General features: G+C 33.7%; 17 protein-coding genes and 1 other annotated feature. Of the genes, 3 read left to right on the forward strand and 14 right to left on the reverse strand.

Annotated features, from left to right (window positions below; all coding sequences use genetic code 11):
• Positions 1-280 precede the first annotated feature (280 nt).
• From R9X47_RS09380 to msrB, 5 genes are all read right to left on the reverse strand, one after another.
• The gene (locus R9X47_RS09380; protein ID WP_432666539.1) at positions 281-2,047 is read right to left on the reverse strand and encodes a sigma-54 interaction domain-containing protein; all 1,767 of its coding nucleotides are present in this window, start codon (positions 2,045-2,047) and stop codon (positions 281-283) included.
• Between the two features lie 208 nt (positions 2,048-2,255).
• Positions 2,256-3,269, reverse strand: coding sequence for a formimidoylglutamase (gene hutG / locus R9X47_RS09385; protein WP_432666540.1), 1,014 nt, complete (start codon positions 3,267-3,269; stop codon positions 2,256-2,258).
• A gap of 286 nt (positions 3,270-3,555) precedes the next feature.
• Positions 3,556-4,650 (reverse strand): tRNA 2-thiouridine(34) synthase MnmA, encoded by a 1,095-nt coding sequence (mnmA, locus tag R9X47_RS09390; protein ID WP_432666541.1) that lies wholly within the window; start codon positions 4,648-4,650, stop codon positions 3,556-3,558.
• 52 nt (positions 4,651-4,702) lie between these two features.
• On the reverse strand, positions 4,703-4,888 hold the full coding sequence (locus R9X47_RS09395) for a hypothetical protein (RefSeq protein WP_432666542.1): 186 nt from the start codon (positions 4,886-4,888) through the stop codon (positions 4,703-4,705).
• An 11-nt stretch (positions 4,889-4,899) separates the two neighbouring features.
• Positions 4,900-5,343: a peptide-methionine (R)-S-oxide reductase MsrB gene (gene msrB / locus R9X47_RS09400; RefSeq protein WP_432666543.1), complete on the reverse strand. Its 444-nt coding sequence runs from the start codon at positions 5,341-5,343 to the stop codon at positions 4,900-4,902.
• Between the two features lie 245 nt (positions 5,344-5,588).
• Between msrB and R9X47_RS09405 the strand changes: the two genes are divergently transcribed.
• A complete protein-coding gene (locus R9X47_RS09405) occupies positions 5,589-6,815 on the forward strand; it encodes an aminopeptidase (protein WP_432666544.1) in 1,227 nt (408 codons plus the stop codon).
• 186 nt (positions 6,816-7,001) lie between these two features.
• On the opposite strand, the gene R9X47_RS09410 is transcribed toward R9X47_RS09405, so the two are convergent.
• The 6 genes from R9X47_RS09410 to recQ form a co-directional block, all read right to left on the reverse strand.
• Positions 7,002-8,423, reverse strand: coding sequence for a His/Gly/Thr/Pro-type tRNA ligase C-terminal domain-containing protein (locus tag R9X47_RS09410; protein WP_432666545.1), 1,422 nt, complete (start codon positions 8,421-8,423; stop codon positions 7,002-7,004).
• A 286-nt stretch (positions 8,424-8,709) separates the two neighbouring features.
• Positions 8,710-8,947 (reverse strand) — a binding site (T-box leader).
• 126 nt (positions 8,948-9,073) lie between these two features.
• A complete protein-coding gene (locus R9X47_RS09415; protein ID WP_432666546.1) occupies positions 9,074-9,598 on the reverse strand; it encodes a hypothetical protein in 525 nt (174 codons plus the stop codon).
• Positions 9,599-9,697: 99 nt separating this feature from the next.
• A complete protein-coding gene (locus R9X47_RS09420) occupies positions 9,698-10,234 on the reverse strand; it encodes a hypothetical protein (protein ID WP_432666547.1) in 537 nt (178 codons plus the stop codon).
• A gap of 14 nt (positions 10,235-10,248) precedes the next feature.
• Complete coding sequence (locus R9X47_RS09425; RefSeq protein WP_432666548.1) at positions 10,249-10,629, reverse strand: hypothetical protein; 381 nt, start codon at positions 10,627-10,629, stop codon at positions 10,249-10,251.
• Between the two features lie 268 nt (positions 10,630-10,897).
• Positions 10,898-11,620 carry a DUF429 domain-containing protein gene (locus R9X47_RS09430; protein WP_432666549.1) on the reverse strand — a complete coding sequence of 241 codons (723 nt, stop codon included), beginning with the start codon at positions 11,618-11,620 and terminating at the stop codon, positions 10,898-10,900.
• A 25-nt stretch (positions 11,621-11,645) separates the two neighbouring features.
• Entirely contained in the window at positions 11,646-13,793 is a 2,148-nt protein-coding gene (recQ, locus tag R9X47_RS09435; RefSeq protein ID WP_432666550.1) for a DNA helicase RecQ, read from the reverse strand.
• 228 nt (positions 13,794-14,021) lie between these two features.
• Here recQ and R9X47_RS09440 point away from each other — a divergent pair, with 228 nt between their 5' ends.
• Positions 14,022-15,485 carry an FAD-binding oxidoreductase gene (locus tag R9X47_RS09440; RefSeq protein ID WP_432666551.1) on the forward strand — a complete coding sequence of 488 codons (1,464 nt, stop codon included), beginning with the start codon at positions 14,022-14,024 and terminating at the stop codon, positions 15,483-15,485.
• A 75-nt stretch (positions 15,486-15,560) separates the two neighbouring features.
• On the opposite strand, the gene R9X47_RS09445 is transcribed toward R9X47_RS09440, so the two are convergent.
• Genes R9X47_RS09445 through R9X47_RS09455 form a run of 3 tightly spaced genes read right to left on the reverse strand, consistent with a single transcriptional unit; the run spans position 15,561 to position 18,958 of the window.
• A complete protein-coding gene (locus tag R9X47_RS09445) occupies positions 15,561-16,886 on the reverse strand; it encodes a DUF4932 domain-containing protein (protein WP_432666552.1) in 1,326 nt (441 codons plus the stop codon).
• Between the two features lie 51 nt (positions 16,887-16,937).
• Positions 16,938-17,702 (reverse strand): MerR family transcriptional regulator, encoded by a 765-nt coding sequence (locus R9X47_RS09450; protein ID WP_432667614.1) that lies wholly within the window; start codon positions 17,700-17,702, stop codon positions 16,938-16,940.
• A gap of 35 nt (positions 17,703-17,737) precedes the next feature.
• On the reverse strand, positions 17,738-18,958 hold the full coding sequence (locus R9X47_RS09455) for a M28 family peptidase (RefSeq protein ID WP_432666553.1): 1,221 nt from the start codon (positions 18,956-18,958) through the stop codon (positions 17,738-17,740).
• Positions 18,959-19,369: 411 nt separating this feature from the next.
• Between R9X47_RS09455 and R9X47_RS09460 the strand changes: the two genes are divergently transcribed.
• The gene (locus tag R9X47_RS09460; RefSeq protein WP_432666554.1) at positions 19,370-21,007 is read left to right on the forward strand and encodes a PucR family transcriptional regulator; all 1,638 of its coding nucleotides are present in this window, start codon (positions 19,370-19,372) and stop codon (positions 21,005-21,007) included.
• The last annotated feature ends 3 nt before the right edge of the window (positions 21,008-21,010 follow it).

Raw genomic sequence — 21,010 nt, forward strand, 5'->3', positions numbered from 1 at the left:
ATCCTTTTTAGCAATGCATACGTTTTAGTAATCTTTATTTTTCTTATTCTTCCTCTTTTTATATCTCAATTTGATACATGAACATTTGTAGTTTTGCTTTTTAAACTAACAGTTGAGCAGGTAGCTTTTTAGTATATAGTCATATCTCACTTTGAGATGTCATATCTCATTTTGATAGGTAGAATTCGTGAAGTAGCATTTTATAAGTTACTTTCTTCTATAATTTTAACTTATAGACAAAAAAATCATACTGAGATTCTAAATCTCAATATGATCTTTCCTAAGCTAAATTATACTTCTTTATCTTTCTATATATTGTAGCTCTACTTATACCAAGCTTCTTCGCAGCTTCAATTCTACCATTTTCTGTCCAGCCACATTTATCTAAAGCCATTTTTATATGCTGCTTTTCTAATTCTTCTAGGGTAATGAATTCACTACTCTTTAGTGCAGTTGTAATCTCCTTGAACTGAAAGGGTAAGTTTTCTTTGGTTATATAATTACTTGATTCCATATTAATAGCATATTCAATCGTATTTTGTAGTTCTCTTACATTACCTTTCCAATCATAATTTAAAAATATATCCTTTACTTCCTCCGACAATCCAAGAATATATTTATTAAATTTTGATGCATACTTACTGATAAAATGATTTGCTAAAACCAGTATATCTTCTCCTCTTTCCCTTAAGGACGGTATAAAAAGCGTGACAACATTTAATCTATGGTAAAGATCTTCTCTAAACTCTCCTTTTTCCACCATTTCATTTAATGGCTCGTTAGTGGCTGCTATTATCCTTACGTCTATAGGTATACTCTTTGCTCCTCCTACCCTCTCAATTTCCCTTCTTTCGATGGCCCGGAGTAGTTTAATCTGCAAATATATCGGCATAGTCCCTACTTCATCTAGAAATAGAGTCCCCTTATCTGCTAAATAGAACTTTCCATGTTTACCCATCTTATTTGCCCCGGTAAAAGCACCCTTCTCATATCCAAAAAGCTCACTTTCTATTAAGGCTTCGGGTATGGCTCCACAGTTTATTGCAATAAATGGTTTATTGCTCCTCTTACTTGATTCATGAATTGCTCTAGCAAAAAGTTCCTTTCCAGTTCCTGTCTCTCCTGTAAGAAGTACAGTGGAATCATTTTGAGCCACCTGCTTCACCTTTTCTTTAAAGTCGGAAAAACTTCTATTTTCTCCAATTATTTGATCAAATGATATAGTGCTTTGTTTTTGAGAAATGGTATAGGCTAATTGCTTTGTATCTTTATAGTCTTCAAATAAACAGATAGTACCCTCTGATTGCTCATTAACCACTATAGGCTTAGCTATATACAACAGATCAATATGTTTACCCTTTACTGTTCTACTAATCTCCCTATACTGCATAGGCTTATTTTCGTCATTGTTATTATCTATATTTATTTTAGGCAGTATTTTTTTAATATGCTTATCCTTTATTTCTTCCTTGTTTATTTGCAATTTTTCTTCAATAAATCTATTAACATCCATTATCTTGTCATCTCTATTGAGTATAATGATGCCCTTGTTGATATTATCAATAACGGTGTTCATAAGCTGTGCATAGGTCTTGACCTGCTTTAACATCTCATATTCTTTTACTTTTGCACTTATGAGGTTCCCTATCTTATCTATAAAATCAAGCATGGCATGGGCATTGGAGTCTATTAGCTTCTCTTGCTCCTTGCTTTCTGCTGAAAAGCCTATAACACCAATAGTTTCTTCTTCATTTTTGATTATTGAATATACTGCTTTTTTATATCTACACTTACCATAGTTCGGACAGAACTTACAGCTCTCTTCTTCACCAGGCCTATCTACTATTACATTTTTCCTGCCCTTTAATAATAGTTTGCTAATTATTCCTTGCTCAATAATTTTTGTACCTATTAAATTTTTTATCCTGCCACTCCCCGCTACCCAGCAGAAGTTTTCATCTACCACTTCCACATCCAGTTTCAAAGCAGCACTTGCAGTTTCTGCAAACTGTTGTACTACATCTTTAATCTGTCTCAAACTGCTCATATAAAAAACCTCACTTGACAACTAGTTTTAAAAAATTATCTTTTCTTTTATATTACCTATAATTATAATACTATCTCCTTAACTCTTGTATACTTTTCGACATTATTTTGATTTTTTTATAGTCTTTAAAGAAAATCTATGTCACAAATATGAAAGTGGGGCTATCTCACAAAAATACTTCATGAGTTCAGCCCCACTTACTAAAGCGTTAAAAATCTAAATTATGAATTTGAGCTAGTGTATTGACTACAGAAAAAATCAATACAGCTGCAAGATTTGCTGTAGTCTTATCTTGGTCAAATCTTGGAGATACCTCAGCTATATCAAAGCTTATTACTTTATTAGATTTCAATATATATTTAATAAATTTCAGCACTCTTTCTGGATCTAACCCTAGAGCTTGTGTAGCACTTACCCCTGGAGCAAATGCTGAAGAAAATACATCTGAACATATTGTCACATAGATATGATCATTCAACTTCATAAAATCATATAGCCTTTCAAGTACACTCCAGTTATCACCGTTTGTAATGTCCTTGGCTAGGATATACTCAGCGCCAAGTTTCTCTGCTGTCTTAAATAAATCTCTTGTATTACTATGTTTTTGCACACCAAGGCAAAAATATGAGTATTTTAGATCTTTCTCCTTACAGTTATCAGCAATTTGTCTAAACATAGTTCCTGAGCTACCACCATTTGGATAAGGTCTGATATCAAAATGTGCATCAAAATTTATTATCCCAATATTGGGTTTATCATTATTTTTAGTTAAATGTTCTAATATACCATTATAATGTCCAAAAGCAATCTCATGACCGCCCCCTAAAACAATAGGAAAAAGGTTTAAGCTTAGGATCTTATCTACAGCCTTCGAAAGCAAATTCTGACTCTCTTCTAGTGTAGCATTTTCACAAAATATATTTCCTGCATCAAATAATTTAACATCCTCCGAAAAGCAGCAAGGTAGATTGGCTAGTTCCCTCCTAATACTCCTAGGACCCTTAGCAGCTCCAGCTCTCCCTCTATTACGCTTAACTCCCTCATCACAACAGAAACCTATAAAGGCAAATCCTAATTTACCGTCATACGGAATTAAATCACCTCTTCTCAAATCGATATTTTCAACCCATTGGTGCCATCTAAAGGCATCAAAGTTAGTATCACTATCAATTCTTCCTTGCCAAACTTCTTCATCTATAGTTCTATAGTTTACATCAAACATTTTTTCCTCCTAATTTATAGAGTTCACATAGTAAAACCCAATTTGTCCATAGCCAAATAGCTAATAACTCTGAAAGTTTTGGTATGTATAAATTAATAGGCTTTCTTCAATCTCTATACTTTGTATTCTACAATATTAGTTTAAAGTACTATGGTTGTCAATGATATTTTTTGTTAATTATACCCCATTAATTTCCATGTATTGGTGAAGTTCAAAAAAATTAATCTCTGAGATTTCCTTAGAATTCTCAGAGACTATTACTGGAAAACATCTATATGTTTTATCCTTACTTTATTATCTTGTCAATAACGCCTCCACCTAAGCATACTTCTTCATCATAAAAAACTACAAACTGACCTTCGGTTATTGCTTTCTCAGGTTTATCAAAGACTACTTCACATCTATTGTCTATTCTAATATTCACAGTAACTCCTCTATCCGGCTGTCTATATCTGAACTTAGCTGTGCATTTAAAAGAGCCTGTAGGTTTTTTATTGCTAATCCAATTTACATCCGATGCTATCAGCGACCTTGAGAAAAGATTTGGATTATTTGCTCCTTGTACAACATATAGTATATTGTTTTCTATATCCTTTTCTGCTACAAACCAAGGTTCTCCCGTCCCTACTCCACCTATTCCCAGTCCCTTTCTTTGGCCTTTAGTATAATGCATGAGTCCATTATGTTTACCTAGAACTTTACCATCCATGCTTCTCATCTCTCCAGGTTTCGCCGGTAAATACTTATCTATAAACTCGTCAAAATCTCTTTCTCCTATAAAGCATATTCCTGTACTATCCTTCTTCTTTGCTGTTTCTAGCCCTGCCTCTAATGCAATTTCCCTTACTCTCTTTTTAGGTAGGTGTCCTATAGGAAACATTGCTTTGGAAAGCTGGTACTGGTTTAAAGCGCATAAAAAATAGGTCTGATCCTTATTTGAATCTGCACCTCGGAGCAATCGGTATTCTCCATCCTTGAAATCTACCTTAGCGTAATGGCCCATTGCCAAATAATCCGAATCGGCTTTTTGAGCATGGTCAAGAAATGCTTTGAATTTTATCTCTTTATTGCATAAAACATCTGGATTTGGAGTTCTACCCTTTTTATACTCCTCTAAAAAGTATGTAAATACTCTGTCCCAATATTCCTTTACAAAATTAACCGTATAATATGGGATTCCGATCTGATCACAAACCCTTCTTACATCTTCGTAATCCTCGGTAGCTGTACAAACTCCATCTTCATCCTTCTCATCCCAATTCTTCATGAAGATTCCGATTACATCATATCCTTGTTCCTTTAAAAGCAGTGCTGCCACAGAAGAATCAACACCTCCAGACATACCTATAACAACCTTTGTATCCTTAGGAGACTTGCTCATATATATCAACTCCTTATGAAAAGTTTACTCAATAGTATCTTTATTTTTCTCCTTAAACATCTTTTTTACCCAGTATCGATAGAATTTGATCTAATAAAAATTCAAGAACATCCAGTCTTTCGTTTTGGTCAGATTTTTCTTCGGAAAACCGCATCAAAAAATTAATAACACCTATGCATTTATTATTACAAAAGGTGTTATTTATGATTACTTCTTCATAAGTGAATATCTCTGCCATTTTAAAACATCCTAATCAAATAGCTCCTTATACTCACCATATCCCTCTTTTTCAAGTTCATCCTTTGGGATAAATCTAAGAGCTGCACTATTTATACAATATCTAAGTCCCCCCTCCTCTATCGGACCGTCATTAAACACATGTCCTAAATGGGAATCAGCATCTTTGCTTCGTACCTCTATTCTATGCATATTATGGGAAAAGTCAGCCTTTTCTTTTATTTGTTTTCTCTCAATAGGTTTTGTAAAGCTAGGCCATCCACATCCAGAATCGTATTTATCCTTTGAGCTAAAAAGTGGTTCTCCACTGACTATATCTATATATATTCCTTCTTCCTTATGATCCCAGTACTCCCCTGTAAAAGGTCGTTCTGTACCACTTTCTTGGGTAACATGATACTGTATATCTGATAATTTCTCTCTTAAATCTTTTTTGCTTACTTTCTTTTCACTCATTACAATCACTCCATTCATCATTTTAAATTATACCCAGCTCAAATATAAATATTTAAAAATTGTAAAAATTGTATAATTTGATTTATAGAAGTGTTAAAATAGTATTATCATAAAAATTTTTTAATATATAGAGTTCATATAGTAAAACTTAATTTATACATATCAAAATACTCAATGTTTCTGAGAGTTTTTGATGTGTATAAATTAATAGCTTTACTTGAATCTCTATGGAAAGGCGGTTACATATGTATAAAGAGAATTTATCAAAGTACGCTGATTTAGCAGTTCAAATTGGTGTTGGTGTAAAGAAAGGTCAAACTGTAATTGTTAAAGCTCCTATTAACACAGTTGATTTAGCTAGAGAAATCACAAAAAAATGCTATGAAGCTGGTGCTAAGGACGTTATAGTTGAGTATAGCGACGAGGAAATTGTTCATCAAAGATTATTAAATTCACCGGATGAGGTTATTGAGGACTATCCAAAGTGGAGAATCGATGGTTTAATGAACTACATAAAGGAAGGCGCTGCTATTATAAATATAATATCTTCAAACCCTGATTTATTATCGGATGTTAGTCCTGAAAGATTGGGAGTTAGAAATAAAGTAGCGGCCGAGGCTTCTAAAGAATATAAAGAATACGTATTAAGTGGTAAATCTTGTTGGACAATAGTCGCTTATCCTAATGATTTTTGGGCAAGCAAAGTTTTCCCAGGTTTATCTGTGGATGAAGCTATCGAAAAATTATGGGACAATATTTTTAAGGCAACAAGGGTAGATACAAAAGATCCAGTTAAGGCTTGGGAAGATCATGTAAGCAACTTAACAGAAAAACTAAAGTTCTTGAATGAGAAATCCTTTGAAAAGTTAGTATTTACTGCCCCAGGAACTGATCTAGAGGTAGAGCTTCCTGACGGTCATATATGGATTGGTGGTGGTCAAACTAGTACAGAGGGCGATCATTTCTTACCAAACTTACCTACTGAAGAGGTTTTCACAGTACCTAAAAAGACAGGTGTAAATGGTACCCTAAGAAGTACTAAGCCTTTAAATTACTCAAGTAATCTAATCGATAACTTTGAGTTAACCTTTAAGGATGGTAAAATAGTAGATTTCAAAGCAGAAACTGGCTATGAAACTCTTAAAAATTTGATCGAAACCGACGAGGGTTCCCATTTCTTAGGGGAAGTTGCATTAGTACCACATGATTCACCTATATCTAATACAAATCTTCTATTCTATAATACTCTATATGATGAAAATGCATCATGTCACTTTGCTGTTGGTTCTGCATATCTACTTTGCGTAGAAGATGGACCTACACTAACTAAAGAAGATAAAGAAAGAATAGGAATAAATGATAGCTTAACCCATGTAGATTTCATGGTTGGTTCTCCTGATATGAATATCCTAGGTATCACAAAATCGGGAGAAGAAATTCAGGTATTCAAGGATGGTAACTGGGCATTTTAATAGTCCAAGTAAATATTTATATACATAACATAAATCAAGGGGCTGTCTCGTAAAATTATCTTCCGAGTTCAGCCCCTATGTGTTTCAGAGTAAGGGAAGTTCAAGGTTTTGGAATTCCCCATTGTCCTTATGATTATTGATTTAAAGGTTAAACTTCTCAATCATAAATCTTTCTTCCTACTATGTCTATCCCCTAAACACAGGCTGTCTTGACAGCTTCATGTTTAGATTTATTTTTCTAAAAGGCATACCATTTTGTTCTTTCATAAGAGATTTAATTATACTTCTAAGATTTATATTTTTCATTTCTTCGCCACTCCTTGCCTTAAGAGAATACATATCATTTTGGACTTCATTTTCTCCTATGACCATAACAAATGGCACCCAGCTTTTTTGTGCGTCTCTTATTTTTCGTCCCAGTCTTTCGTCCCTATCATCGATTTCCACCCTTACATTATGGCTTTTCAATTTTGATGCAATATTTTCCGCATGCTCTTGAAACTTATCGTTTATAGGTAACAGCCTAACCTGAACAGGACTAAGCCAATATGGAAGCTCTGGTTTTTCCTTCATAAGGCTAGCTTCTAATATTGCATACATCCATCTTTCAATAGAACCAATAGATGAGTGACATATTATACACCCCTTTTTTATACCTTCAGAATTTACATATCTAATACCATATATATCTGCATCCTTCACATCAAGTTGAACTGTAGAAAGCTGTAGGAAGCCATCGTTACAATCAATAGTTTGAAATTCACTTTTAATGGCCCAGTAATGCTTCATATCTGATAAAAGTTCTATAAAAACTGGTACTCCTCCGTAGGAAACAAGTTCTTGTATTTCCTCTTTATGCTTGTAATAGAAATCCTCAACCGCTCTGAATACTACAACGAAGTTAATATCCATTGCCTTTGCAAGATCATAGTAATTTTTGTAGAGCTCCTTATACTCATGGAAACCTTCTTCAATATCCTTTGCTAGGCTGTGGATATCTGGCATAGAAAAGGCTCTTAACCTTTTTAACCCTGCCAGTTCTCCACTCTTTTCATATCTAAAGCTCTTTGAGTATTCATAAACTCTAAAGGGAAGATTCTTATAGCTAAGTTTAGCGTCCTTGAGCATTCTAAAGAGTCCAAAATCTCCTGCAAATCTTAAGATAAATTCTCTATCCTTCCCTGGTGCATTTACAACATAATGTCTTTCGTGGAATGATTTCACCTGCTCCTTAATGTCAGGCTCATTATAATCGTATATTAAAGGAGTTTCTATCTTTAAAGAGTCTAGCCTGTTTAATGCTATTTCATCTGCCCAATCCTTTATTAGATCAAATATCAGATTTCCCTTTGGATAGAATCTAAAATGGCCTGAATCACTTGCGGATTCATAGTCTACTAGCTCTAATCTTTGCATTGCACTAATTGATTTTGGCATTTCTTCGGATCTCTTTAGCCCCTTTTCATCCATTAAAAATTTATTTAGAACATCATATTTCTTTAAAACATTTTTAGCCTCTATCTTATCAACATCATACTCTTTACCATTAACATCTAATATTATCTGTCTTTTAGCTATTTTTGAATTTATCATTTCTCTATTCATCATCTTTATAACCTCCCAGTATATTAACCTCTGATTTTTTGTAAAACAAAAAGACACCGGTTGCTCCCAGTGCCTTAAAAGAGTAGTCAAAAAATTGTATATAAATAAACACCACGAGCAACTCCAGCTTGCTCGTGCATATATAAACTACTGACAGGTTATATATCCTGAGCAATCTGAAAAATATATTAAGTTATCATCAAATGTTATGGTGGTGGTTATGAACATTAACTTTCTCAAATTACTCACTTCCTTTCTTAAAAATAAATACAAAAAACCCTCTCAATCCTTATGGGACGAGAGGGATACATCACGCGGTTCCACCCAAATTACAGCCTAAATTTCTTTAGACAGTCACTTTAGAACGATTATAACGTAATCACCGGTAATACCTACTTATGCAGGGCATGTTCAGCATACAGCTCAGAGGTGGTTTTCAACTATTCGTGTTTAGAGGTACTTCCAGCCAATAGTACCTCCTCTCTATAAACCGTAATAAGTCTACTCGTCCTCGTCATTGCAATTTATATTATTAGTATTATATGTGACTCATAATATAATGTCAACTATTTTTTGTTATATTTATTATATACAATACTCATTATTTTTATATAAAAAACTTACATAATTAATTTTGAAACTCTTCATATATTCTATGAAATCGCCATAGATAGAAGCTCTAAATTCCATTTCCCATTTTTATAAATAGCTTTATATTTAGGAAAAACTGCACCTAAATTACCAAACCAAGAAGTTGCTTCTATTGTAGCTTTATTCTTACTCATCTTTTCTACCCTCACACTTAATAATGTTCCATTTAAAGACCTTCTCAAGTTCCCATCTTTATCTTTTTCAAATTTAGTACTATCATCTTTCACTTCTTCAAATGGATATACATTCTTAGCAATACTCTTAAGCTTATTAAGTACCTCTTCTTTTCCTTTATCGCTGAGTCCTTCTAATGATTTCATTTCTACGGCTATAAAGCCATTTCCTCCATTCTCCTCATTAAAGGCCGCCGTCATTACCAAAACATATAAGTCAATTTTTTTCATTTCTTCTAAGCTTATGCTTTCTGAAGGCTCCACTTCTTTTTCTACCTCTTTACTCTTTACACCACTGCATCCATTAGCAATCAAAGTAACCATCAATAATATTACTAAGGTTATTTTTTTCATTTATACTCCCTCCTATTTTCATAATTTACTAAGTTAGACGTTGGAATTTCTCAATTTGTTCCAAAGAAAAAACTTAAGTCCATTAGACTTAAGCTTAATTTATATCTTTGTAATCTTATCCAAATCCTCTATAACCTTGTTTAGATTCTCAATTCTTGAATTCTGTATTTCAATGATTTTTTCATAGCTTGCCTTTATCATTTTATAGTTTCTTTTCTCCTTTGCATCACGTAATTTTTTAGTGACCTTTCCTATATCGCCCCTTGAACCTACAATCTTTTTGTTCCAATTCTTTAAGGTTTCCAATGACACCTTAAGTTCCTCTACTTGTTCATCTGTTAATGAGTCCTTCTCTTCAATTAATTTTCTGACATGATTTTTAGCGCCTTTATAGGATTCCTTTGACTGCAGAGTCAACTGACGTAACTTTTCTCTATTTTCACCCACTGCCTTTATTAGTGGAGATATCTGACTTTTTAATTCTTTTCTTTTATCTACTTTACCTTTGTCATTAATTTCTTCCCTGTTCTGTTCAGGTTTTTGCCTCGCTTTATGTGTATTTTTATCTTCGGCAAATGAAGTTGTAATTCCTATAAGTAAACATATAGTTATCAGTATTAACATAAATTTTCTCATACTTTCTCCACCTCCTAATCTTCAATAGTTAAATCTTCATCTTCAAGCTCATCCATTAGATTTATATTATCAAAGACATCATCAAGCATCTGGTCAATTTCATTTAATATTTCTTCTTTTTCTTTACTAGTTACATCATTGTTTGATTTTGCAATTACTTCAGGATTGTCATTTTCTGTTTCTTCATCATCATTTTTCTCTATGTACTCATTATGTTCCGTATCTTTATCTTCATTTTTATCACTAATTTGATTATCCATTGAAGTCCCTTGGCTAGTATTATCTTTAATTGATTCCATAGGATTATTATTTTCCTTTACTTGTGGATTTCCACTACAACCACTTAATAAAAATATCAAAGTTGTTATTATAACAACTGAAACAACACCTCTCATAAGCAACCCCTTTCAAAAAGGTCTGTTGAAAACTCTTAATATATTTATATAATACAATAATTCTGTGGAATAATTGTGTGAAACTTAACAGAAAATTCATATGAAATATATGGAAAAACCATCAAATCTACAAACAAAGAAAGAATATGACATAAGGATTAGATGTCTATTAATCCATATCATACTCTTTATGTTTAACTTAAGCCATTAACTATATTAGTCTCTACTAGGCTTTAGATAGCATTGAAAGTAAAGCTACTTATAAATCCTAAATCTTTTCTCCATAGTTATACTTGTCCTTTAAGTTAGTAATAGGGACTACTATCTGTCCTTCCCTAATATCACCAAGAAATGTCGACTGTCCTTTATAAGTAGTTAATGCCGCATATGCTGCTATAATTGAATCCAATTTATCGGATTTAACTTGTTTTGATCCTATAATACCAGTTAAATCCCTAAATCCTACACTTTTCAGTAGATTTATCCTCTCTTCTAACCCTTCATCGGTTGTTTTCTTAGTTGGGATGTGTCCTATAAGCGTTATAAAGCAACCATGTGGAAAAACTTCTATTGTCCCCCTTTTAAAATCCTTTATATTGGATTCATTTAGATGCTCATAGCCTATAACTCCTAGCTTTCTATATAATTCCATTCCAACCTTCATCCATGATTTCCACCCGGTAACATCGTCCAAGGACTTAGGTGTATTGTAAAGACTAATCCTTCTTCTAGACAGTTCATATTCTCCAACCTTTTTGTTGTAATGTCCCTTTAATTTGGGGTCAAGTTTACTTCTATAGTCAGGATCATCCATATATCCTTTATTTAAGTCATAGGGAGCATCTATTCCGATTACTTTAGGATCAGCTTCCTTTATATATTCAAACAGTCTTGTTTCCGTCATATCTTCTATATTTTTTATGTTTAACTCACTATCAATACATGCAATAGTAAAGGAGTTTAAATGTACATCTATTCCTATAAAGTTCATATTATCATCCTTTTAAAATTTTACTTTAAGAAACACTGCTTTTATATTTACAAATTACTGCTTGAATAGCTAAATAATCTACTTCTTCCGGCAGTTCATCCTTTATTGGCCTTAATCTTTCAGCCCCTATTCTTTCAATAGTCTCAACAATAAGCGATTCATACTCAGAAGGAATAAATTCATCTAAATCTACATCTAATCCTTCCACAGCGCATCTAATAATATGTTTATCTATAGTCATCTGTTTAATATCCCTTTCCTGGGAGATTTCTTTGAGTGACATCCCTTCCTTATACATGTTGAAGGTTACAACATGACTTGCAACCTTTTCTTCTTTAGCTTTCTGCTCTTTAGAATTTTCCTTTGGCATTTCTATATCTAGTTCATCCATCTTAACACCGTTCTCTATTACATAGTTCTTAATAGCAGCTAAGAATTCTTCTCCATATCTTTCAAGCTTCATCTCTCCTACCCCTTTAATGTTTAACATTGAATCGTAATCCTGGGGATAGTATTTACTCATTTCACGTAGGGTACTATCTGAAAATACAATATATGGCGGCACCTTTTCTCTAGTTGAAATATCCTTTCTAAGACTTCTAAGCACTTCGAATAAAGAATTATCTTCAATAACCTTTTCCTTTTTCTTTTGAACCTTCTGAAATACTTCTTCCTTACCCTTCAATACTGGTATAGCCTTTTGTCTAAGCTTTACAACTGGATATTGATCATCGGTAAGTCCAATATAGCCTTCGGCTGCCAATATATTTATTAAGTCCTTTATCTCCTTCTCGGTATATTCCTTCATGATACCATAGGTTGATAAACTATTAAATCCAAGCTCTCTAATTCTTTTATTTTTAGAGCCCCTAAGGACCTGAGCAATCACGGTTGTCCCAAAACGTTCCTTTACACGGTAGATACAGGAGAATATTTTTTGTGCCTCTATCGTAATATCAGTAAGCTCCCTGTCATCCATACAGGTACTGCAATTTCCACATTCTTCTTCGATATCCTCTTCTCCAAAATACTCTAAAATATACTTACGTATACACTTAGATGTATGGCAATAATCCACTACATGTTGCAATCTTTTATACTCATTTTTTTGCCTTTCAGGAGAGAATATGCTTTGCTCAATCATAAACTTTTGAAGTAAGGTATCTTGAGGGGCATATAGTAAAATACACTCACTTGGTTCTCCATCCCTGCCGGCACGACCAGCTTCTTGATAATATGCCTCCATATTTTTAGGAATATTCTGGTGAATTACATACCTCACATTAGATTTATCTATTCCCATACCAAAGGCATTGGTAGCAACAATAATATTTACGTCGTCATATATAAAGCTATCCTGACTTTCTTTTCTTTCCACTACACCCATGCCCGCATGATACTTTCCTACCCTATGTCCTTTCTTCTTGAGGACTTCATACAAACTATCTACTTCTTTTCTAGTAGCAGCATAAACTATACCTACTTCATCACTATTATTTTCAATATATTTCAATATATAGTCTTTTTTGTTTACTCCTCTTTCCACGGCAAAATATAGATTTTCCCGATTAAAGCCCGTAACGTAAACATTGCCATCCCTTAGGCCTAGAAGTTTTACAACATCCTCTTTTACTCCCTCAGTAGCTGTAGCCGTAAATGCAGAAACGATAGGTCTAGTAGGTAATTCCCTTATTAAATGTGCAATACTTCTATAGCTTGGCCTAAAATCATGGCCCCATTGAGATACACAGTGGGCCTCATCCACCGCAACTAGAGATATCTCAAGGTCTCTAATCATTTCTCTGAACCCCTCGGCCTCTAATCTCTCGGGAGCAATATATAAAAGTTTTATTTCTCCATTTCTAGCTTTATTAATTCTATCTTGAACCTCTCTATATCCAATTGAACTATTTATAAAGGTTGCCGGCACTCCGATATTTTGGAGACCATCAACCTGATCCTTCATAAGTGAAATAAGTGGAGAAATTATAAGGGTCAATCCATTAAGTAAAAGCCCTGGTATTTGATAGCATATGGACTTTCCTGCACCGGTAGGCATTATAGCAAAGGTATCTCTCCCTTGTAAAATGCTTTCTATGATTTTCTCCTGTCCCTTTCTGAAGCTATCATAACCATAGTACTTTTTTAATAACATTCTCGCGTTTTTTAGCATTGATTCATACTCCTTCTGTAAATTTCTATTAATCCTAGTATATCATTTGTAGGTAGATTAATGAATGGATGAATTTTCGACAATGGGACTATACCCCTACTCTATGGATAAAATATTTTTCAAAAAAATTTCCAAATTATTTTGACAATAATCAATATATTGAATATAATAAAAATATACACCCCTAGGGTATAGGGTGTAATCATGTAATTAGGAGGAGAGTTTTTTATGGCAAGTTCTTATTATATTAAAACTAATCGGGCCTTTACGGCAATAAGAAAGTATGGATGGATTTTTACTCTATTAGTTGCCTTTGGAGGTCTGTTTTATCCGAAGCTAGGTTTATTAGTTATTCCTGTAATGATTGGCTTAACTACTATTTCTTTCTTTAAAGGCAGATATTGGTGTGGCAATTTTTGTGCCCATGGAAGTTTGTTTGATTCACTTATAATGCCAATAAGTAGAAACAGAAAGATTCCAAAATTATTTAGAACAAAGATAACCGCATTTCTCTTCTTTGGTTTCTTTATGTATAAGTTAACAACAAAATTCATAAGGGTCTCTACTATTTGGGGAACTATATCGTTTTGGGATAAATTGGGCTTCATTTTTGTAGGAAGTTATTTAATGGTAACTATTTTAGGTGGTGGGTTTAGTATCTTTTTTGCTCCAAGAACCTGGTGTAATATTTGTCCTATGGGTGTAATGCAGACTTTTTCTTATAAACTTGGAAAGTTATTAGGTACAACTAAAAAGGCTGATGAGAAAATTTCAATAGCAAGCAAGGAAATGTGTCATAAATGTGGTAAATGCTCACGTGTCTGTCCTATGCAGCTAAATCCTCATTTGGAGTTCTCTGACAATAATCAGTTTGATCACGAAGCTTGTATACGATGTTCAACGTGTGTAGTAAATTGTCCAGCTGGAATCCTTTCCTTAGAGACTAAAGCTGAAGCAATTTCCACTAAGGATGCAACTAATATTGAAGGCTATGATGAAAGACAGGAAATCAAAGCTAAGATTCATAAGATCAATAAACTAGCTGAAGATATAAATGAGTATGTGTTTACCTTCGAAGATCCTAAATATGTAGACTATAAGCCGGGGCAATTCTTCGTTATAAAGATAAAGGATAATCCAAATATGTATAGAGCTTACTCTATAGCCTCCTATAATGAAGATAGTTCTAGCTTAAGTGTTATTATAAAAAGAGTTTCCGATGGATACGGTACAAATATCATCTTTGATCAATTCAAAGAGGGTGATACTGTTACCCTAGAAGGTCCATTGGGTAATGAACTATTGGTTGATAAAAATGCTAAAAAGGTCCTCTTTGTAGCGAACGGTATTGGTATTACCCCTTTTATACCAATGGCTAGGGATGTATTAGAAAACAACTTAAATCAAGATGTAACATTAGTTTGTGGTATGAGATACGAAAATGAGTTCATCTACGATGATTATTTTAAAAACCTAGAATACAAGTATGATAATTTTAAATATATAAAGGTCGTATCTAGACCAACCGATGAAAGGTCTATTAGGGGCTATGTCACAAATATCATTGAGGAAATGGATTTAGATGGGTATAAGGTTTATATCTGCGGCTCTAAAGCAATGATAGACAGTACCTTAAAATCACTAGATAGTAAGGGCGTTGTAGAAGAAAATATTTTCTATGAGAGTGCTTAGACTTAAAAAAATGGGGCTGTACTCATAAGAGATCTTTATGAGCCAGCCCCATTTTTCTTTTCTTACTATGGTAAACTATTTAAATAACTCCTTGATAAGCTTAGGAATAAAATCGTCAATCATGGGATATCTCTCCCTATCTTTCTCATATTCATCAAGCTTATCATATATGGATTTTAAATTCTTAAATCCACCATACTTTATTTGTATATCTATAATTTCATTCATTGCCCGTTCTTCACCTAGCACATTTTTATATATTCTCCCTTGTATAGCTCTAACAAAGTTTTCATCTACAATCCTGTTCCATGGCATCGATTGATACATCTGATGGGCATAATCTTGTTTTTCCTTAAACACAGTAAGCTCTGAAATTAAGCTTTCATTGCTTGCCACTGTGGGATTTATATAGCTATGTAGGGTTTCATGTAATGTATTACTTACAGTATTATTTATATCAAACTTTTCAGGATTTCTCGAAAAATCATTTGGAGATTGGAAACTAATAATCAAAGCTCCTTTATCGGTTCTAATACTATAAAATGATGCCATAGATGGTCTAAAAAGTGTAATAAGAGTTTTATATTCTATGTTATCCCCAGAATAATACTTGCTTTTATTCCCTAGGTATTTCTCAGTTTCCTTAAATAAGTTTATCACTTCAGTGTTTTCAATATTGTCTTTAATATAATTAGAAGCAGCTGCATATAAATCGCTATTTTGCTTAAAGAATTCCTCAGCATTTGTATCTATATAAAAGCTTCTTAACTGGCTTAAAAATTTTTCTATTTCTTTTTCATCTCTAAAAATCCAGTTTCTATATTGAGGTTGAAATTCATGTGTAGGCTTTAAATCTGGAGAATTCGAACAGCTAAGTAGAATTCCTATTGCATCTCCGTTTATGTCATTGTAAAAGACATAATTATTAAAGTTCTTTATAAAGTCATGATCTTTGTAGGGTAAAAAATACTCCTTTGCCCTTCTATATAACTCATGTTGATCAGTACTTGGCATTATAATTTGACTATCAAAATCAAGATATAAAGCACTTGCTATAAGGTACGTATCGATGATTTTGCTAGTATAAATACTATATTTTAGCTCCTTATTGTATTCATAAATAAGATTAGAATCAATAGTATTTAAAGATTCTATATTTTTATCATCCTTTTGTGACTCTATAGAATCTATTCTAATATTACTATCTAAATCCAGCCCAAGACTTCTTGCAATGAATCTTATTGGAATTATCGATCTTCCATGTATTGCAGTTGGTTCGAAAATTAAATCTACTTCATTTCCATCTATCAACACCTTAGTAGGCCCCTCTGCAAAGGCTAAGGAAGAAAATGCTACTAGAAATAGAATAAACCCTAAAATTATATGCTTCGTCTTAAACATTTTTTATTACCCCCTGTTTTCCCCATATCGTTTTGTGCAAATATAATTATTCTACTTATTTTTGTATTTTCCTTCATAATAAGGATATTTTTGTATGATTAATTCAATGATTTTCTTAGCACGATCTCTATGTTCGTCTAAATACTTAAGAAACATATCGGTATCATAATTAATATCTGAGTCATTATCAGGCAATGATAATATCTTAGAGGGCTTTTCTTCTAGCTTTCCCTCCTTACCAAATACCCTTAATAATGATGCTATACTATATCCACAATTTCGTAGCAATCTAATAACCATGATTTTCTCTATATCCCACTCAGAAAATATCAAAATACCTCTACTATCTTTTTCTATACTAAACAAACCGTTTCTTTCCCAGGTCCTTAATGAATCTATAGATACACCTATATAGTTTGCTGCTTTTTTTCTCGTCCTTATTATTATATTATTCCTATCTCCTAAATTATCTTCAAACCAGTTATCAAGGACTCTTAAAGCAGCTTTAGCCCTTTCAGTCTCTACATCTACTTTTTCTAAGTACTCCTTTGCTGACTTCAGTGCTCCTTCAACATCATCGGCTGCAAATTTCTTTACTAACCCATGTACTATTTTCCCATCAATGGGATAGGGCCCGGGTAAAGATACCCTGGCCAGCCTCATCTGATATAGGTGCTTTTCATTAAACATTCTATAGTTATTCTTCATTCTCTCTGTCTTTGAAATATATCCCCATTTTTCATATAGCCTCACGGTATTTGGGTGTACATTTGTAATGTCGGCAATTTGTTTTGTAGTATAGGTTTTTTCCCTCATTATTATCACATCACTTCTATCCCATTTTGTTACTATTATATACTATCATCTAATCCTTTTATAATGTCCTTCATTGCCTGGGCAATTTCTAGTATTTTATTACTATCAACTTTATCTATTTTATCATCAGCAGTATGGGCAATTTCTGTCATAACCTCGATAACGTTCTCGGAGGTTATAGCAACTGCCGATATTCCATTCATCACAAATATCATGTGATCGCTTTGATACCATGGATCGATTTCTATGAACTTCTCATTATCTTCAAAAGCTTTGTGCACTGATTGTTGCATTCCTTCTTTACAGTCAAAGCAACTAAAGGTTGTCTTATAGCCTCTATGCCCTGCTCCATCGCTATTTACTGCCAGTAAAATATCATTGAATCTATCCTTGTTATCTGATAAATAAAGCATTTGCCCTGAAGCAGCGTAATAGTCTTCTCCATTTACCACTAAGATTTCTATGCAGTATCGCCCCTTATAATCCTTTAGTAAATCTGCCAATGCAAGCAAAGATGTAACTCCTGTTCCATTATCTAAAGCACCAGGAGTTCCCTTTTTAGTATCAATATGAGCACAGAAAACTATCCTCTGGTTACTCGACCCCTCTTTAGTTCCAATCACATTATATCCCTTTGATGGTATTCTCTTTGACTCAATCTTCAGATACATTTTATCTTCTACACTGCTTAAAATTTTCCTTCCCTCTTCCTCAGTTAAAAATACAGATGGAATATCAAAATCTCCGTCTTCAAATAAAGGGAAAGGATACCAAGCTCCGGCAAGCTCTGGATTTCGACTTGTTATTGCTACAACAGCAATAGGAGCCTTCTCTTCAATCGTGCTAACAATCTTTTTATGACTTTCTGGATTATAAAACACAAAGTTTTTAGGCATTAACTGCTCTTTACATAGTTCTCCATACAGCACAGCAATCTTATCTGTAAAATCCTTGTTAGATAGCTCCTCAAGGGTACATGCTGTCTCAAAGCTCTTCTCAATGTCACAAAAAAGTGAATAGGGACTAGGAAAGGCTTCAACACTCTCATTTCCAACCTTAAGAGTTACTTCTCCATATTCCCAGTCAATACATTTAAATTCCGGCATTTCAACTTTAAAGCCATTAGACTCAAGCCTCTTAGATACATAATCTGTTGCCTTTTGGTTCCCTAGGCTCCCAACATGTCTATCGCCAATATTAATACATAGCTCTGTTAGATCCCTTTCAATTTGCTCTGGTTTTAGTTTGCACTCCATGTAAAAACACCTCCATATATAGTTGACCCCTATGGGTTTAAACTAATTTTAACTATCTAAGAAGGTGTGGTGTATTAGTGTAGGGTTTAGTTTTTAAATTATCATTTATATTACTATTCATTTATTAAAAGCAGCTTGTCCTAAATTTGCATATTTTATTAGTTTTTAAGGGAAGCTTCTTTGTCAAAAAATCACTTAGCTTCCTATGATATCTCCCCCCCTTATCTATGATATAATACTGATAGACATCTTTTATAATTCTTAACATATTTCTTCAACCAGAAGTAATCAGCTGAAAAAATTTATAGCTAGCATCGTGAAAATATGTAATCACAGCGGATAAGTTTCTACAAATGTTTGGATACAGATCGCCGTGGAATCGATAGCGTTACATTATTTAGGAGGTGTTTTATGGCTTTAAAGTTAACTAAAGCATTGCAGCTTAAATGTTTTGAACGCATTGAAGTTGTCGCTGGCAAAGAAACGGTCAAGAAAAAAAATGTCACAGGTATTACTATAGTCGAAGCGCCTGATATCGCCAATTGGATTAAAGGCGGGGAGCTTTTGCTAACTAGTCTGTATAACTTCCACTCAGATTTCGAAAAACAACGTGAAATGGTAGCTAAACTTGCGGAAAAGGGTGCCAGTGGGCTGATTGTAAAGATTTCCAGAGTAACAAAGGAAATTCCTCAAGTCATTATTGAGGAAGGTAATCGTAATGGCCTACCAATCTTGCAACTTCCTGAAGATGTCAAATATATCGATATCATGTATCCCGTCATGAGCGAACTGTTTAATCGCCAGCTGACTATTTTAGAACATTATAAAAATTGTCATAATCAGTTTATCGATCTGGCTCTGAATGATGGTAATCTTAAGGCCATAGCCCTTAAACTCGCCGGAATTATCAAACATCCGGTCATTATTTTCAATCAAGAATTGAAGATGCTTGCCTCATCAGATGAAAAGTATAATAAGATTATCCGTACTCCTAAGAACCTATCGGAACTGCAAGCAGATACAAATCTTAAGCTCTATCGTCAGCTTATCAGATTTGAACGAGAAGAACTTGAATTTGAAGAGACCTTTGTCACTACACCTGTGACAGTTTTGAATTACATAAAGGCTTACATTGCTGTGGCAGAGATGGATCGGTCACTAAATGAACTGGATTTCGTCGCCTTAGAAACTAGTGTTTCAAACCTTTCTCTAGTCCTCGTCAAAGAACGGGCGATTAAAGAAATCAAATATCGATTCAGAAATGATATTATCGATGACATCATCAACGCCAGATATTCTTCTGAAGATGACATTACCCAGAGGGCCAAAACCGTCGGCTGGGATCTTAACAAACCTCATGTTATGATTCTTGTCCAGTTACAGAACCCTTTGGAAGATAATAATGTCCTCAGGATAAAGGAATCCATCAGTCGTATTTTGATGGTCATAGACAGTACTGCTTACCATTATTCACAGTCAATGATCATTATCAGTAAGGCTGATCGCTTTCTAATCTTATTTCCCTCCCATGGTGTTCTGCCAGAAAGTATAAAGAGATTTGCAGATGAACTTTACCAGAACATCAAAATGCAGATTAAAAATATTGCCGTCACCATTGGCATAGGTACAGAAGCCAACCATATTGCCGATATCAGTAGAAGCTACCGAGAAGCCTGTGATGCAATCTCTTTCGGTCAAATGGTTTATGGTGATGGATCAGTCATTCAGTACAATGATCTTGGTGTTAATAGACTGCTTTGCCAATACAAGGACCTCGAAGATCTTAAGAAGTTTATTCCTCCTACATTGATGAAACTCAGCAAATATGATATTGAAAAGAATAATGATCTTATAAAAACACTTATGGTTTACTTAAATAACAATGCCAACGCTAAAAGAACAGCAGATGAGCTCTATATTCACTACAAAACGGTACAATACAGGATCAACAGAATCAAAGAAATTATGGGTATCAATTTTGAAGATAGGGAATTTAGGTTGGATATTGAAATGGGACTCCGAATTCTAACCTTACTTGAAAAGAAATAATAT

This window comes from Wukongibacter baidiensis, from assembly GCF_050888315.1.
GTDB classification, from domain to species: Bacteria; Bacillota; Clostridia; order Peptostreptococcales; family Caminicellaceae; genus Wukongibacter; species Wukongibacter baidiensis.